The following is a 15,221-nucleotide window of genomic DNA, read 5'->3' on the forward strand; positions in this document are numbered from 1 at the left end:
GACCGTGACCGACACCCCGGACCTCGTGCCCATCGGCAGGTTCTCCTCGCTCAGCCGGATCAGCGTGCGGATGCTGCGCCACTACGACGCCCACGGCGTCCTGGTGCCCGCGGACGTCGACGCCGTGACCGGCTACCGCCGGTACGCGCCGGCGCAGCTCGCGGAGGCCGCGGCGATCCGCCGGCTGCGCGACGTGGGATTCGGCGTGTCCGCCATCGGGGCCCTGCTGGCCGTCCGCGGGACCGAGGCGTTCGACGAGGCCCTGCGCGCGCAGCGTCTCGACCTCGCCGCGGCCGCCGAGGACTCCGTGGCGCGGCTCCGCCTCATCGACACGCTGATCCGGGAGCCCACCATGACCGACACCGTCGCCCTCACCGCCCTGCCCGCCCGCACGCTCGTGCACCTGCGCGGCACCGTCCCCGACTACGCCGGGGAGGGCGAGCTCTGGGAGCGCTTCCTCCCCGAAGTGCAGGCCCAGGACATCGCCCCCGCGGGCCCGGGTGGCTGCATCGAGCACGACGACGAGTTCCGCGAGTCCGACGTCGACGAGTCCGTGTTCTTCGAGGTGCCCGCCGGCACTACCGTCGCGGCGCCGCTCGCCGTCTTCGAGGCGCCGGCGGGCCGCGCCGTCGAGGCCGTCGTCGACGGGCCCTACGCGCAGGCGATCCCGCGGGCGCACGAGCTGATCGGCGCGTACGTCGCCGAGCACGGCCTGGCGCTCGCGCGCACCGTCGACGATCCGGCGACGCACCACTTCAACGTGTACCTCAACGACCCGTGCGCGGTGCCGGAGGCCGAACTGCGGACCCGCGTCGTGGTGCCGGTGCGGTAGCTCAGTGGGACGCGGGAGCGCCGCGGAGCTTGCCGATCACGTGCACGATCGCGACCACCACGGCGCCCACCGCCAGCCCGAACAGGGCGGAGCCGAGGGTGTTGGCGAGCCAGCCCACCACCGAGCCGATCGACGGGATCAGGTCGTGCGCCCAGGTCTCGAAGTGGTGCACCACGGAGTAGGGCCAGTGCCAGCCCAGATCGTCGAGGCCGACCAGCAGGATGTGGCCGCCGACCCAGCACATGGCGACGATGCCGACGTTCGCGAGCACGCTGAGCACCACCGGCATCGCCTTGACCATCGCGGTGCCGACCTTGCGGCTGAACTCGGACGGGCGCTGCGCGAGCGCGAGGCCCACGTCGTCCATCTTCACGATCGCCGCGACCACCCCGTAGACCAGCGCGGTGATGAGGATCGCCACCACCACGAGGATCAGCGCCCGCGACCAGATCGACTCGCTCGCGACCTCGTTCATCGCGATCACCATGATCTCGGCGGACAGGATGAAGTCGGTGCGGATGGCGCCGGCGACGACGGTGTCCTCGTCGACCTCGCCCGTGGACGACGAGGGCTCCTCGACGTCCCCGTGGCCGCTGAGCTTCTCCCAGATCTTCTCGGCGCCCTCGTAGCAGAGGTAGGTGCCGCCGAGCATGAGGATCGGGGTCAGGGCCCACGGGGCGAGCCAGCTCAGCAGCAGGATCGCGGGGAGGATGAAGATCAGCTTGTTGCGCAGCGAGCCCTTCGCGATGCGCGCGACGATGCTCAGCTCGCGCTCGGGCTTGATGCCCTGCACGTACCGCGGCGTGACCGCGGTGTCGTCGACGACGACGCCCGCGGCCTTGACGCTCGCACGCCCCGCGGCGGCGGCCACGTCGTCGACCGACGCGGCGGCGAGCCGCGCGAGAGCGGCGATGTCGTCGAGCAGGGCAGCGAGTCCTCCGGCCATGGCGACAGCGTAATCGGGGAGGGCCGCGCGCGTTTGCCGGACTGCCGTCGCGGGCTGTCGGGGTGAGGGAGGATAATGGGGGAACCGTTACATGGAGACTGACAGAGCAGTTCGTACAGAGTCGACCGACCAAGACATTCGGGAGAAGCAAACACACATGAGTGCGCAGCAGCAGACCATCATCTACACGCTGACCGACGAGGCCCCACTTCTGGCCACCGCGTCGTTCCTGCCGATCATCCGCGCCTTCGCCGGGCCCGCCGGCATCGACGTGCAGACGAGCGATATCTCGGTCGCGGCGCGCATTCTGGCGACCTTCCCCGAGCGCCTCACCGACGAGCAGAAGGTGCCGGACAACCTGGCCACGCTCGGCGCGCTCACCCTCGAGCCGACCGCGAACATCATCAAGCTCCCGAACATCAGCGCCTCGGTGCCCCAGCTGCTGGCCGCGATCGCGGAGCTGCAGGGCAAGGGCTACGACATCCCCGACCTGCCGTCGGAGCCCAAGACCGACGAGGAGCGCGACATCGCGACGCGCTACTCCACGATCCTCGGCAGCGCCGTGAACCCGGTCCTGCGCCAGGGCAACTCGGACCGTCGCGCCCCGCGCGCGGTCAAGGAGTACGCCCGCAAGAACCCGCACAGCATGGGCGAGTGGTCGATGGCCTCGCGCAGCCACGTCGCGCACATGAAGCACGGCGACTTCTATCACGGCGAGAAGTCCACGACGCTCGACCGCGAGCGCGACCTGCGCATGGAGCTCGTCACGGCCGACGGCCAGACCCACGTGCTCAAGGACAGCGTGAAGCTCGGCGCCGGAGATGTCATGGACTCGATGTTCATGAGCAAGAAGGCGCTGCTCGAGTTCTACGAGGAGCAGATGCAGGACGCCTACGAGACCGGCGTCATGTTCTCGCTGCACGTCAAGGCCACCATGATGAAGGTCTCGCACCCCATCGTCTTCGGCCACGCCGTGAAGGTCTTCTACAAGGACGCCTTCGCCAAGCACCAGGACCTCTTCGACGAGCTGGGCGTCAACGTCAACAACGGCCTCGGCGACCTCTACGACAAGATCGCCACGCTGCCGGCCAGCAAGCACGAGGAGATCGTCAAGGACCTGCACGCCTGCCACGAGCACCGCCCGGAGCTGGCGATGGTCGACTCGGCGCGCGGCATCTCCAACTTCCACTCGCCCTCCGACGTCATCGTCGACGCCTCGATGCCCGCCATGATCCGCGCCGGCGGCAAGATGTACGGCGCCGACGGCCGCACCAAGGACACCAAGGCCGTGATGCCGGAGTCCACCTTCGCGCGCATCTACCAGGAGATCATCAACTTCTGTAAGACCAACGGCGCCTTCGATCCGCGCACCATGGGCACGGTCCCCAACGTCGGCCTGATGGCGCAGAAGGCGGAGGAGTACGGCAGCCACGACAAGACCTTCGAGGTCCCGGCCGCCGGCACCGCGAACATCGTCGACAACGCCACCGGCGAGGTCGTGCTCTCCCAGGAGGTCGAGGAGGGCGACATCTGGCGCATGTGCACCGTGAAGGACGCCCCGATCCGCGACTGGATCAAGCTGGCCGTCAACCGTGCCCGCAACTCCGGTACGCCGGTGCTGTTCTGGCTGGACCCGTACCGCCCGCACGAGAACGAGCTCATCAAGGCGGTCAAGGCCGAGCTCAAGAACTACGACACCGAGGGCCTCGACATCCAGGTCATGTCGCAGGTGCGCGCCATGCGGTACACCCTCGAGCGCGCGATGCGCGGCCTCGACACCATCGCCGCGACGGGCAACATCCTGCGCGACTACCTCACCGACCTGTTCCCGATCCTCGAGCTCGGCACCTCGGCGAAGATGCTCTCGATCGTCCCGCTCATGGCGGGCGGCGGCATGTACGAGACCGGCGCCGGCGGCTCGGCGCCCAAGCACGTCAAGCAGCTCACGGAGGAGAACCACCTCCGCTGGGATTCGCTGGGCGAGTTCCTCGCGCTCGCGGTGAGTTTCGAGGACATGGGCATCAAGAACGAGAACGCCGCCGCGAAGGTCCTCGCGACCACGTTGGACGCCGCGACCGGCAAGCTCCTCGAGAACAACAAGGCCCCGTCACGCAGCACCGGCGAGCTGGACAACCGCGGCAGCCAGTTCTACCTGGCTCTGTACTGGGCGCAGGAGCTGGCCGCGCAGACGGAGAACCCGGAGCTGGCCGCGAAGTTCGCGCCGCTGGCGAAGGCGCTCTCCGAGCACGAGTCCACCATCGTGGAGGAGCTGCGCGCGGTCCAGGGCGAGCCCGCCGACATCGGCGGCTACTACTACCCGGACCCGGAGAAGATGTCGAAGGTGATGCGTCCCAGCGCCACCTTCAACGCGGACCTGGAGTCGCTGGACTCCTGATCGATCCCGCTGGAACGGGCATCGCCGACTCCGGTCGCGGTGCCCGTTCCGCTATTGCGGGACGGGTGCGGCGAGCGCGACGACCATGTCGGCGACGGTGTCCAGGTCGGCGGCGGAGCGCGCCGGGTCGGGATGCGCCACGTGCTGCAGGATCAGGCCGTCGACGGCGCCGAGGATGACGCGAGCGAGCCGGTCCAGCGGCACGGCGCTGGTCTCGTGGGCGAGGTCGGCCGCCTCGGCGCACCACTGCCGCACGGCCTCGGTGTAGCGCGCGTACTGGATCCGCGCGAGGTCCTCGAGACCCGGGGTGCGGAGCGCGTGGGTCACCAGCTCGTACTGCAGCACCTGGAGCTCGCGCTCGTCCGTCACGAGTGCCGACCAGAAGTTGCGCATGCCGTTGCGGATCGCGTGCGCCAGCCCCGCGTCGGTCTCGGCCGTGCGCCGGAGCACATCGGAGATGTCGTCGACGACGCGCTCGATGACGGCCTGGAGCAACTGCTGCTTGCTCGGGAAGACGTGCTGCAGCGTGCCCAGCGGGATCCCGGCCTCGGCCGCGACCGCGCGCAGGCTCGTCTTGGCGACCCCGTCGCGGATCAGGACCGCGCGCGCCGCCGCGACGATCTGCGGGCCGCGCACCGCGGATTCGACGTAGGGCATCCGGCCTCCGGTTCCAAGGGGTGGGTGTCCAGCAAAGCACACCGGATTCCGGTCCAAGTCTCGACACAGGGGTGTGACTCGGCTTACAGTACGTGAATCAAGTCATACAACTGACTGAGTTGAAGGAGCTGGACATGACGGATGTGGACGTGATCGTGGTGGGCGCCGGTCTGGCGGGCCTCTCGGCAGCGCGGCGCCTGACGGCCGAGGGGAGGGCGGTGCGGGTGCTCGAGGCGCGGGATCGCGTCGCCGGCCGCAACCACGGTGGCTTCCTCAGCAACGGGACGCCCGTCGAGCTGGGCGGGCAGTGGATCGGCCCCGACCAGACGGCGGCGCTCGATCTCGTGGCCGAGCTCGGGCTGGAGACGTTCCCCTCCTACGACGACGGTGACGCGATCACCGTCGTGGACGGGCGCGCCGTCCGGTACGCCGACGAGACCTTCGGCCTGGACGAGGAGTCCCTCGCCGAGGTCGGGCGGCTGTGGGTGGCCATCGAGACGCTCGCGGCCGGCGTCGATCCCGCCGCGCCGTGGGAGGCCGACGGGGCCGCCGATCTGGACCGGCACAACGTCGACACCTGGGTGAGCGCGAACACCGGGAACACGATGGCCCGCAGCTTCTTCCGGATCATCGTGCCGGCGGTTTTCTCCGCGGAGACCGCCGAGCTCTCGTTCCTGCACTTCCTCGCCTACATCCGCTCGGGGACGAGCCTGGCGATGCTGCTCACCACCCGGACGGGCGCGCAGGACTCCCGCGTGGTCGGCGGCACCCACCTGATCTCGGAGCGGATGGCGGCCGAGTTGGGGGAGTCGGTCCGGTTGGGCGCCGTGGTCCGCACGATCACGCAGGACGACGAGGGCGTCACCGTCGTCTACGAGAACGCCGACGGTTCGCCGGGCGGCGCGGTCACGGCGGACGAGGTGATCGTGGCGATCCCGCCGACCCTGGCCGGCCGCATCCGCTACCTGCCGGCCCTGCCCTCGGCGCGCGACGGCCTCACGCAGCAGATCCCCGCCGGCTCGGTGATCAAGGTGCAGGTCGGCTACGACCGCCCCTTCTGGCGTGAGGACGGGCTCAGCGGCTTCGTCATCAGCCTCGACGACGCCTTCAACGTGGTCCTCGACAACTCCCCGCAGGACGCGAGCTGCGGCGTGCTCGTCGGCTTCCTCGAGGGCGCCCACGCCCGCACGGCGGAGCGGCTCAGTCCTGCCGAGCGACGCGAGCTGGTTCTCGGCGCGCTGGTGAAGTACTTCGGGCCCGAGGCCGCGACCCCCTTCGGCTACGTCGAGATGGACTGGTGCGCGGAGGAGTTCAGCCGCGGCTGCTACGGCGGACGGCTCGGCTGCGGGGTGTGGACGCAGTACGGCCACGCGCTCGCCGCACCCGTCGGGCGGATCCACTGGGCGGGCGCGGAGACCGCGAGCCGGTGGAACGGCTACATGGACGGCGCGATCCGCTCCGGCCGGCGCGCCGCCGAGGAAATCCTGGCCCCGCGGGCCTGACGGCTCAGAGGAAGCGCTTCGACTGCCCGTCGACGAAGGACATGAGCCGCTGATAGCCCGAGCCGGTGACCCGGACCAACAGGTCCAGTGCTACGGCGTCGGGGCCGATGAGGATGCGGCCGTGGTTCTTCTGCACGCCCTTGAGAATGGTGCGCGCCGCGGCGTCGGCCTCGGTGCGCGCGAGGTGCTGGTTGAAGAAGTCCGCGAACGAGGCCTGGTCCTGGCCCTCGGCGACCGTCGCGTTGTTGCAGATGTCGGTCTTGATCCCGCCGGGGTGCACACAACTGACGCCCACGTTGTGTCCGCTCGCGAGCATCTCGATCCGGAGGGCCTCGGTGAAGCCGCGGACCGCGAACTTGGCGGCGTTGTAGGCGCTCTGGCCGCCGACGCCGAACAGGCCGAAGATCGAACTGGTGTTGGCGATGTGGCCGTCGCCGGAGGCGATCAGGTGCGGCAGGAAGGCCTTGGAGCTGTTGACCACGCCCCAGAAGTCGACGTCCATCAGGCGGTCGTAGTCCTTGAAGGAGGTCTTCTCGACGCTCGCGTGGTGCGCGATGCCCGCGTTGTTGAAGACGAGGTTGACCACGCCGTAGTGCTCGGCGACCTCGTCCGCGTAGGCGAGGATCTGCTCGCGCTCGCCGACGTTGACGACCTTGGTGTGGACCTCCGCGCCCAGGGCGCGCGCGTCGTCCGCGGTCTTCTCGAGGCCGACGGCGTCGTAGTCGCACAGCGAGAGCTTCGCGCCCTGTCGCGCCAGTTCGAGCGCGAGCTCGCGGCCCATGCCGGAGGCGACGCCGGTGACGACGGCGACCTTGCCGTGGAAGTCCTTCATACGATTACTCCTGGTTCTCCATGACCCGCGCGAGGAACGCGGCGGCGTCGTCGGCGGCCGCGTACACGGTGCCGAAATGGTCGGTGGGATAGAGCTTCAGCGTGACCGGCTGCCGGTGCAGGGTCAGTGCCGCGGCCAGCGACAGTCCGGACGCGACCGGTACGTCGATGTCGGTGAGGCCGTGGCCGAGGAAGATCGGCCGGTCGTACCCCTGCGTCGGCGTGCCCATGTGCGCGTGCAGGGCGTCGTAGATCCCGGGGATGCTGCGCAGCGGCGCGGTCACCCAGGTGCTGATCCGCGCGCCGCGCACCGCCTCCCGGGTGTCGTACAGGCTCAGCCGCTCGGCGAGGGCGACGATCCGCCGCCCCTCGTCGCTGAGCAGGGCGTCGATCCCGAGGTCGGGCCGGGCGTCGCGGATCCCGGCCAGGATGTACGCCGCGTAGACGTTGGTCAGCGGCGGCAGCGTGACCGGCGGGAAGGAGGGCCGCAGGAACTGCGCCACCCGCTCGATGTTCGCCGGCGTCCCGGTCGCGACCGTCCCGCACAGGTCGAGGTCGTAGCCCGCGCCGAACTCCGCGGCGTAGCGGGCGCCGTTCATCGCCGCGCCCGCGCCCTGCGACTGGCCGACGAGGGCCCACCGTCGGGCCAGCGGCAGCCCCAGCTGCCGCGCGGCCTGCACCGAGTCGATCAGGTTGTGCGCCTCGACCTTCCCGTTGAGATAGCTCATCAGGCCGGGCGTGCCCATGCCCGCGTAGTCGGTGGCGACCACCGCATAGCCGTGCCGCAGCCAGTGCCCCAGGTAGAACTGCTGTCGCTCGGACTGGGGTTGGGCCGACGGGGTCGCGTCGTCGCACAGTCCGACGGTGCCGTGCGCCCAGGCCACCACGGGCCATCCGCCGGCGGGCGCGTCCCCGTCGGGCAGGAACAGGGACGCGGTGCTCACGGCGTCCCCGCGCTGGTTGGTGGTCGAGTAGAGGAACCGGTACGCCTGCGCCGCCTCGTCGAGGCCGAGCCCCGCGGCGAGCGGCACCCGGTCGATCGGCGTGCCGGCGGGCAGCGCGGGGCCGGAGTACGCGCGCGCGTCGAGGCCCGACCAGTTCGGTGGGCCGATGGCGGTGACGGGGTCGGGTGTCGCGAGGCCGCGGAGCAGGCCGCCGACGCGGCTGGTCAGCGCGCGCGGCAGGGCGGACGGCGTGATCGGCACCACGCCAACCTAACAGTCGCGCGCGGCGTCCGCCGTCGGGCGTCGGGGGATCGCGAGCGAGCAGGCGACGGCCACCGCGCAGACCGCGAGGCAGAGCAGGATCGTCTCCGTGTACGCGCCGGCCGAGGGCGTTTCGACGGGGCCGGCCGGGGTCGCGGTGACGACCGTGCCGCCGGTCAGGACCATCGCGACCACGGCCGTGGCCATCGAGGTGCCGACCGAGCGCATCAGCGCGTTGACGCCGTTCGCCTCGCCCGTCTGCTCGACCGGGACCACCGCCATGATCAGGGCGGGCATCGCCGAATAGGCGATGCCGAGGCCCGCCCCGACCAGCGCGCTCGACGCCAGGATCCAGACCCAGCCCACGGGCCACGGCCCGGCGATCGCCAGCAGCAGCACCAGGTAGCCCCCGGCGATGACCACGGCGCCCACAGCGAGCGAGATCCGGGCGCCGCGCCGGTCCGTGATCCACGAGCTGACCCGGGAGAAGGCGAACATGACCAGGCCGCTCGGCATGAGGACGAGGCTCGCCTCGACCATCCCGAGGCCCAGCCCGGCGGGCGTCTGCTCCGGCGCCATGAGCACCTGGATCGGCATCATCTGCATCGCGTAGAACGCGAATCCGGTGGCGATCGACGCGGCGTTGGTGAGCAGGATCGGGCGGTGTAGCAGGGTGCGCACGTCGATCAGCGCGTTGGGGATGCGCAGCTCGTACCGCCACCAGGCGGCGCCCGTGACCAGGAAGGCGGCGAACAGGCCGAGCGTCAGCGGGTCGGTCCAGCCCCACTCGGAGGCCTTGGAGAGGGGGAGCAGGACGAAGGTCAGGAGGGCGGTGAGGCCGACGGTGCCGATCGCGTCGAAGCTGCCGCCGGGGTCGGCGGGGCCCTCCGGGACCGACCGCAGGATCGCGGCGCCGCAGGCCACGGCCGCGAGCGCGCACGCCCAGAACAGGGCGTGCCAGCTGACGTGCCGCGCGATCGACGCGGCGAAGGGCAGCCCCAGGGCGCCGCCGACGCCCAGGGAGGCGCTCATGGTGCCCACCGCGGAGCCGAGCCGCACCGCCGGGACGATGTCGCGCAGGATGCTGATGCCGACGGCGATCGCACCGATGCCGAGCCCCTGCAGGCCACGGCCGATCAGGAAGGGCAGGAAGGCGCTCGAGAGGGCGCACACCGTCGAGCCCAGTGCGACCGCCGCCATGGTGCCCAGCAGCACGCGGCGCTTGCCGAACATGTCGCCGAGGCGCCCGGCGATCGGCGTCCCGACCGCGCCCACGAGCAGCGTGATCGTCAGGGTCCAGGAGGCGTTGGTCGGCGACGTGCCGAGCATCCCCGGCAACTGGGGGATCAGCGGCACGATGATCGTCTGCATGAGCGCGACCACGATGCCCGCGGCGCACAACACGGCGACCGCGGCGCGGGGATATGACTCGGACAGGGTCGTGCCTTCGTGATCGGCGGTGGGCAGGTAGCAATCCTAACAATGCGGCGCGCGGCACCCGCACGTCGAGCGGGTCGGCGGCGGGTGCCGTGTTCAGGGGTCAGTCGCGCCGCTCGAGGTCCGCGTGGCCGGCGTACCGGGCGGCCGGCTCGGCCAGGGTTCGGCGCAGGTGCAGGAACAGCTCGCGGGCGGGCGCGCCGGGCCAGTCGGCGGGCAGCGCCTCGGCGGGAAGGCCCGGATCCCGATAGGGCAGGTCGCGCCACGCCGTGACCAGACGGAGGTGATCGGCGAAGGCCTCGGCGTCCGTGCCCGGCGCAGAGTCCCAGCGTTCCCGCACGGGCGCGAACTCCGCGAGGAAGTCGCGGTACTCCTCGGCGACGGCGTCCAGGTCCCACCACTGCGCGGCCTCCGCCCGGAGGCGGTCGATGCTCGGCGGGTGCAAGTCGAACCACTCGACGTAGCCGTCGAGCTCGAGCCGGGCCAGCCGCGCGCGGGCCTCCTCGCCGATGCCCGACGGTGCGATGTAGACGCTGGCCCCGACGACGCCGAAGCCCATCTCGCCCAGCGTCTTCTTCAGCAGGACGCGGCGGGCGCGCTGCGATTCGGGCACCGAGAAGACCGCCAGCGACCACGCGGCCGCGGGGTCGTAGGGGTGGTCGCCGAAGATCCGGCTGTCGCCGGCCTCGAAGGCCGCGGCCCGCCGCCCCGCGAGGTGGTAGTGCCCCGCCTCGGCGGCGTCGAGGAGGCCCCGGGACTTCATCCGGGAGACGCTGGAGCGCACGGACTGCTCGTCCGGTCCGGCGGTCCCGATCAGGGCGATGATCTGGGAGATGGGGAGCGGCTCCGCCCCGCGGCCGTAGAGCCCGAAGAGTGAGACGATCAGATCGCGGACCAGCGGCTGCGGTCGAGCTGCTTCCGTCATCGTCCCTCCTCGGTGCCGTGCGGCGCGGGGCCGGCTCCCCGCGACGTTACCCCCGTGCGCCCGATCCGATCTCGGCGATGCCCGCGATCTCGATGAGCGCCTCGGGCTGCCACAGCTCGCTGATGCCGATGCCCGCCATGGCGGGGTAGTGATCGCCGGCGAGCTCGCGCCAGATGCGCCCGATCTCCTTGCCGTTGCGCTGGTAGTCCTGCACATCGGTCAGGTAGATGGTGACCGACACCAGGTCGTCCGGCGTCCCGCCGGCCTCGGCCACCGTCGCGAGCACGTTGGCGAAGGCGCGCCGGAACTGCTCGACGATGCCGCCCGGCACGATCACCCCCTCGGCGTCCATGGCGGTCTGCCCGCCGAGATGGAGCGTGTTCCCGACGCGCGTGCCGTGGGCGAAGCCGCGGGGGACGGCGAGCTGCGGGGGATTGACGGTGACCTTGGCGGACATGGGGTTCCTTTCGTGCAGAGGCGGATCGGTGCTGGATCGGGGTCTGGTCCCCGGGTGTGATCCGTGCTACATTCAGCCAATCTGACGGACGTCAGAATCGCTACATACGACTTCGGAGGCTCTCCCGTGAGGCTCGCAACCCATCAGCTCGGCGACCGGACGGTCGCCACCGCCGACGCCGGATCCGGCCCACGGTGCACCGGCGCCGCCAGCGTCGACGACCTGCTGCGCCGGGACGACTGGCGCGCCGTCGCCCGGCGCGCCGCGGCCGACGGTGAGCCGCTCCCGCCGTCGGCCCGCCCGCTGCAGCCGATCCTGAGCCCCGGCAAGGTGCTGTGCTGCGGGCTCAACTACCGCGCGCACATCGAGGAGATGGGTCGCGGTGTGCCCGAGGAGCCCACCTTCTTCGCGAAGTGGGCCGACACCCTCGTCGGCCCGGACGCCGACGTCGTGCTCGATGCCGGCGACACCGAGAAGCTGGACTGGGAGGCCGAGCTCGCCGTCGTGGTCGGCGCCGACCTGCGCCGGGCCTCCGTCGACGAGTGCGCGGCGGCGATCGCCGGGTACACCGTCAGCAACGACGTCTCGCTGCGGGACCGGCAGTGGGCCACCACCCAATGGCTCTCCGGGAAGGCCTGGGACGCGACCACGCCCGTTGGGCCGGCCGTGGTCACCGCCGACGCCTTCGATCCCGCCGAGCACACCGTGACCTGCCGCGTCGACGGGGAGACCGTGCAGCGGGCGCCGCTCGACGACCTGCTGTTCTCCGCCGCCGAACTGCTGCACCACGCCGCGCGCTTCACCCGCCTGCGCCCCGGCGACCTGATCCTCACCGGCACCCCGGCCGGGGTGGGCGCGGGCCGCGAACCGCAACGCTTCCTCGCCGACGGCCAGGTCCTCGAGACGGAGATCTCGGGGATCGGCCTCCTGCGCAACACCATCCGCATCACAGCCTGACCGCACCCATCACCACGAAAGGCGAAGCCCAATGACCGACCAGATCGTCAACCCCGCACTCCTACCCACCGGCGACGTCCCCGTCGTCACCCGGCACGGCGCGGAGAGCACCGACACCGCGCAGTCCGGCGACTGCATCCGGGTCTCCGGCGTCAGCATCCAGCACACCCCCGCCACGAAGATCTGGTACGGCCAGGTCCGCAACAAGCCCGGCTACCGCTCGCTCCCGCACCACCACGGCGAGGCCGAGACCGGCGGCTACGTGCTCTCCGGCCACGGCCGGATCTACTACGGCGAGGACTACGCCCAGTACACCGACATGACCGAGGGCGACTGGGTCTTCGTGCCGCCCTACATGCCCCACGTCGAGGCGAACATGTCCGTCACCGACGACCTCGTCTGGCTGACCTGCCGCACGCCGGAGAACATCGTCGTCAACCTCGACGACGTCGAGGACGCCGCGCTCGAGGGGTACCGCCGCGCATGACCACCGTCAACGAATTCCACAGCAACGTGGCCGATTCCGCCCGCTTCCTCGACGCGGTGCGCCTCACCGAGACCGGCGACGCCCCGGACGGCCACCGGGCCTTCACCGCCACCACCCAGTACGTGCCCTGGCCCAAGGCCTACGGCGGCGACCTGGTGGCGCAGGCCGTGGCCGCGGCGTGCGCCACCGTCGAGGGCAAGACCGTGCACTCGGCCCACAGTTACTTCCTCCGCCCCGCCGAGATCGGCGGCGACGTGCGCTACGAGGTCGAGATCCTGCGCGACGGAAGGGGCTACGCCACGCGTCACGTCCGCGGCCTGCAGAACGGGAAGGTGATCTACACCTGCTACGCCTCCTTCGCCGCGGGAGCCGAAGGCACGGAGATCCCCGGCGCTCCGCTCGTGGGCGAGGTGGCGGCGACCGGACTCGCGGGCGTCCCCGACCCGGAGAGCCTGCCGAGCTCCGCTCAGGCTCTCGTCGGCCGCGACGGCGCCGACGCCGACTACTGGTCGCACGGCCGCAGTTTCGAGATGCGGCACGTCCCGGACCCGATCTACCTCCCCGGCGACCGGGACCGCGTCCCGCGCCAGGCGGTGTGGATCAAGGCCTTCTCGGAGCTCCCGGAGGAGCAGACCGTGCACGACATCGCGCTCGCGTACTGCTGTGACTACACGATCCTCGAGCCCTCGCTGCGGGCGCTGGGTGCGGCGTGGTCCGACGAGGGACTGCGGACCGCGAGCCTGGATCACGCGATGTGGTTCCACCGCCCGGCGCGGCTGGACGACTGGGTCCTCTACTCGCAGGAGTCGCTGAACGTCGGCTCCTCCCGCGGCCTCAACACGGGCCGCTTCCACGACCGCAAGGGCACCCACCTGGCCACCGTGTGCCAGGAGGGCCTGCTCGCGCAGTGACGGAAGGCCGACGATGATCCTGTCTCCCAGCGCCCACGAGGACACCTTCGCCCGCGACCACCTGCCGCCGGCGGAGCAGTGGCCGACGCTCGAGTCCACCCTGCCCGAGCTCCAGTACCCCGACCGCGTCAACGCCGCGGTGGCGCTCATCGACGAGGGAGCGGAGCGGTTCGGAGAGCGGCCCGCGATCCGGACGCCCGAGGGCTTCCTGTGGACCTACAGGGAGCTGCGCGCCGCCTCGGACCGGGTCGCGCAGGTCCTCGTCGACGAGCTCGGCGTGCGGCCCGGGAACCGGGTGCTGCTGCGCGAGGGCAACACGCCGTGGCTCGTGGCCGCCTGGCTCGGCGCCCTCAAGGCGGGTGCGGTTCTCGTGACCACGATGCCCATGCTCCGCCCCGGCGAACTCGTCGATCTCCTGGAGCGGACCGCGCCCGCGGTCTGCCTCAGTGGTGCGGCGGCCGCACCCGACCTGCGGGAGGCGCTGGAGCGCACCGGCTCCGGCGCAGCCCTGGTGCTGATCGGCGGCGACGACCCGGACCGGCTCGAGGAGCGCGCCGCGCGTCGGGACGGCGTCTTCACCCCCGTCGCGACCGCCGCGGACGATGTCGCGCTGCTCTGCCCGACCTCGGGGAGCACCGGCCGGCCCAAGATCACCATGCACTTCCACCGCGACGTCCTGGCCAACGCGGACACCTTCGCCCGGCACGTGCTCCGCCCGGGGCCGGAGGACGTCTTCGCGGGATCGCCGCCGCTCGCCTTCACCTTCGGCCTCGGCGGGCTGGTCGTGTTCCCGCTGCGCTTCGGCGCGAGCACGGTGCTCACCGAGCGGGCCACCCCGCTGCGGCTCGCGGAGGTCGTCGCCGAGCAGGGCGTGACCGTCCTGTTCACCGCGCCCACGGCCTACCGCGCGATCATCCGCGGCGGCGGCGCGGAACTGCTCCGCGGGGTCCGCGTCGGCGTCTCCGCCGGCGAGCACCTGTCGGAGGAGACCTTCGACCTGGTGCGGGAGGAGTGCGGCATCGAGCTGGTCAACGGCATCGGCTGCACCGAGCTGCTGCACGTCTTCCTCTCCACCGCGCCCGGCCGCACCGCCGCCGGAGCCCTCGGCGTCCCCGTGCCCGGCTTCCGCGCGACGGTGCTGGGCCCCGACGACGAGGAGGTCGGCCCGGGCGTCCCGGGGCGGCTGGCCGTCATCGGGCCCACGGGCTGCCGCTACCTCGACGACGCCCGGCAGCTCGGTTACGTGGTGGACGGCTGGAACGTCACCGGCGACACCGTCGTCCGCGACGCCGACGGCGTGTTCCGCTTCCAGGCGCGCTCCGATTCGATGATCGTCTCGTCCGGCTACAACATCGGCGGCCCCGAGGTCGAGGCGGCGATCTGCGCCGACGACGCCGTCGTGGAGGCCGCGGTCGTCGGCCGGCCCGACACCGAGCGCGGCGCCGTCGTGTGTGCCTTCGTCGTGCTCCGCGCGGGGGAGGACACCGGCCCCGCGATGGTGCGGCGCATCCAGGACGGCGTGAAGTCCCGCCTGGCGCCGTACAAGTACCCGCGCGACGTCCGCTTCGTGGACGCGCTGCCGCGCAACCCCTCCGGAAAGCTCCAGCACTTCCGGCTCCGAGATCAACTGGCCCGCGAGGCCGACGCCGCGGTCCGCGGCTGATCCGCCCACCTCAGCA

At 71.6% G+C, this 15,221-nt stretch carries 14 protein-coding genes; 7 read left to right on the forward strand and 7 right to left on the reverse strand.

Going from position 1 to position 15,221, the window contains the following annotated elements; genetic code table 11:
* Window positions 1-4: 4 nt before the first annotated feature.
* Window positions 5-832: a MerR family transcriptional regulator gene (locus WFK95_RS06460; RefSeq protein WP_336670206.1), complete on the forward strand. Its 828-nt coding sequence runs from the start codon at window positions 5-7 to the stop codon at window positions 830-832.
* Window position 833: 1 nt separating this feature from the next.
* Here the strand turns inward: WFK95_RS06460 and WFK95_RS06465 are convergent, their stop codons facing one another.
* A complete protein-coding gene (locus WFK95_RS06465) occupies window positions 834-1,778 on the reverse strand; it encodes a DUF808 domain-containing protein (RefSeq protein WP_224647976.1) in 945 nt (314 codons plus the stop codon).
* A 157-nt stretch (window positions 1,779-1,935) separates the two neighbouring features.
* Between WFK95_RS06465 and WFK95_RS06470 the strand changes: the two genes are divergently transcribed.
* Window positions 1,936-4,173, forward strand: coding sequence for an NADP-dependent isocitrate dehydrogenase (locus WFK95_RS06470; protein ID WP_224647977.1), 2,238 nt, complete (start codon window positions 1,936-1,938; stop codon window positions 4,171-4,173).
* Window positions 4,174-4,224: 51 nt separating this feature from the next.
* Here WFK95_RS06470 and WFK95_RS06475 read toward each other — a convergent pair whose 3' ends face one another.
* Complete coding sequence (locus WFK95_RS06475) at window positions 4,225-4,830, reverse strand: TetR/AcrR family transcriptional regulator (protein ID WP_336670207.1); 606 nt, start codon at window positions 4,828-4,830, stop codon at window positions 4,225-4,227.
* A gap of 134 nt (window positions 4,831-4,964) precedes the next feature.
* Between WFK95_RS06475 and WFK95_RS06480 the strand changes: the two genes are divergently transcribed.
* On the forward strand, window positions 4,965-6,332 hold the full coding sequence (locus WFK95_RS06480; RefSeq protein WP_336670208.1) for a flavin monoamine oxidase family protein: 1,368 nt from the start codon (window positions 4,965-4,967) through the stop codon (window positions 6,330-6,332).
* Between the two features lie 4 nt (window positions 6,333-6,336).
* Here WFK95_RS06480 and WFK95_RS06485 read toward each other — a convergent pair whose 3' ends face one another.
* The 5 genes from WFK95_RS06485 to WFK95_RS06505 form a co-directional block, all read right to left on the reverse strand.
* Window positions 6,337-7,164, reverse strand: a complete 828-nt coding sequence (locus WFK95_RS06485; RefSeq protein ID WP_336670209.1) for an SDR family NAD(P)-dependent oxidoreductase — start codon at window positions 7,162-7,164, stop codon at window positions 6,337-6,339.
* 4 nt (window positions 7,165-7,168) lie between these two features.
* The gene (locus WFK95_RS06490; RefSeq protein ID WP_443081531.1) at window positions 7,169-8,371 is read right to left on the reverse strand and encodes a lipase family protein; all 1,203 of its coding nucleotides are present in this window, start codon (window positions 8,369-8,371) and stop codon (window positions 7,169-7,171) included.
* A 6-nt stretch (window positions 8,372-8,377) separates the two neighbouring features.
* Entirely contained in the window at window positions 8,378-9,772 is a 1,395-nt protein-coding gene (locus WFK95_RS06495; protein WP_336670211.1) for an MFS transporter, read from the reverse strand.
* Window positions 9,773-9,908: 136 nt separating this feature from the next.
* On the reverse strand, window positions 9,909-10,730 hold the full coding sequence (locus WFK95_RS06500) for a PaaX family transcriptional regulator (RefSeq protein ID WP_336670212.1): 822 nt from the start codon (window positions 10,728-10,730) through the stop codon (window positions 9,909-9,911).
* Window positions 10,731-10,776: 46 nt separating this feature from the next.
* Complete coding sequence (locus WFK95_RS06505) at window positions 10,777-11,187, reverse strand: RidA family protein (protein WP_336670213.1); 411 nt, start codon at window positions 11,185-11,187, stop codon at window positions 10,777-10,779.
* Between the two features lie 126 nt (window positions 11,188-11,313).
* Between WFK95_RS06505 and WFK95_RS06510 the strand changes: the two genes are divergently transcribed.
* Genes WFK95_RS06510 through WFK95_RS06525 form a run of 4 tightly spaced genes read left to right on the forward strand, consistent with a single transcriptional unit; the run spans window position 11,314 to window position 15,205 of the window.
* A complete protein-coding gene (locus tag WFK95_RS06510; protein WP_336670215.1) occupies window positions 11,314-12,144 on the forward strand; it encodes a fumarylacetoacetate hydrolase family protein in 831 nt (276 codons plus the stop codon).
* 31 nt (window positions 12,145-12,175) lie between these two features.
* On the forward strand, window positions 12,176-12,631 hold the full coding sequence (locus WFK95_RS06515; protein WP_336670216.1) for a cupin domain-containing protein: 456 nt from the start codon (window positions 12,176-12,178) through the stop codon (window positions 12,629-12,631).
* Window positions 12,628-13,542, forward strand: a complete 915-nt coding sequence (locus WFK95_RS06520) for an acyl-CoA thioesterase (protein WP_336670217.1) — start codon at window positions 12,628-12,630, stop codon at window positions 13,540-13,542. The genes WFK95_RS06515 and WFK95_RS06520 overlap by 4 nt, the downstream gene beginning before the upstream one ends.
* Before the next feature lie 13 nt (window positions 13,543-13,555).
* Entirely contained in the window at window positions 13,556-15,205 is a 1,650-nt protein-coding gene (locus WFK95_RS06525) for an AMP-binding protein (RefSeq protein ID WP_336670218.1), read from the forward strand.
* Window positions 15,206-15,221: the final 16 nt, after the last annotated feature.

The organism is Tsukamurella sp. USMM236, from assembly GCF_037148755.1.
In the GTDB taxonomy this organism is placed as follows: Bacteria; Actinomycetota; Actinomycetes; order Mycobacteriales; family Mycobacteriaceae; genus Tsukamurella.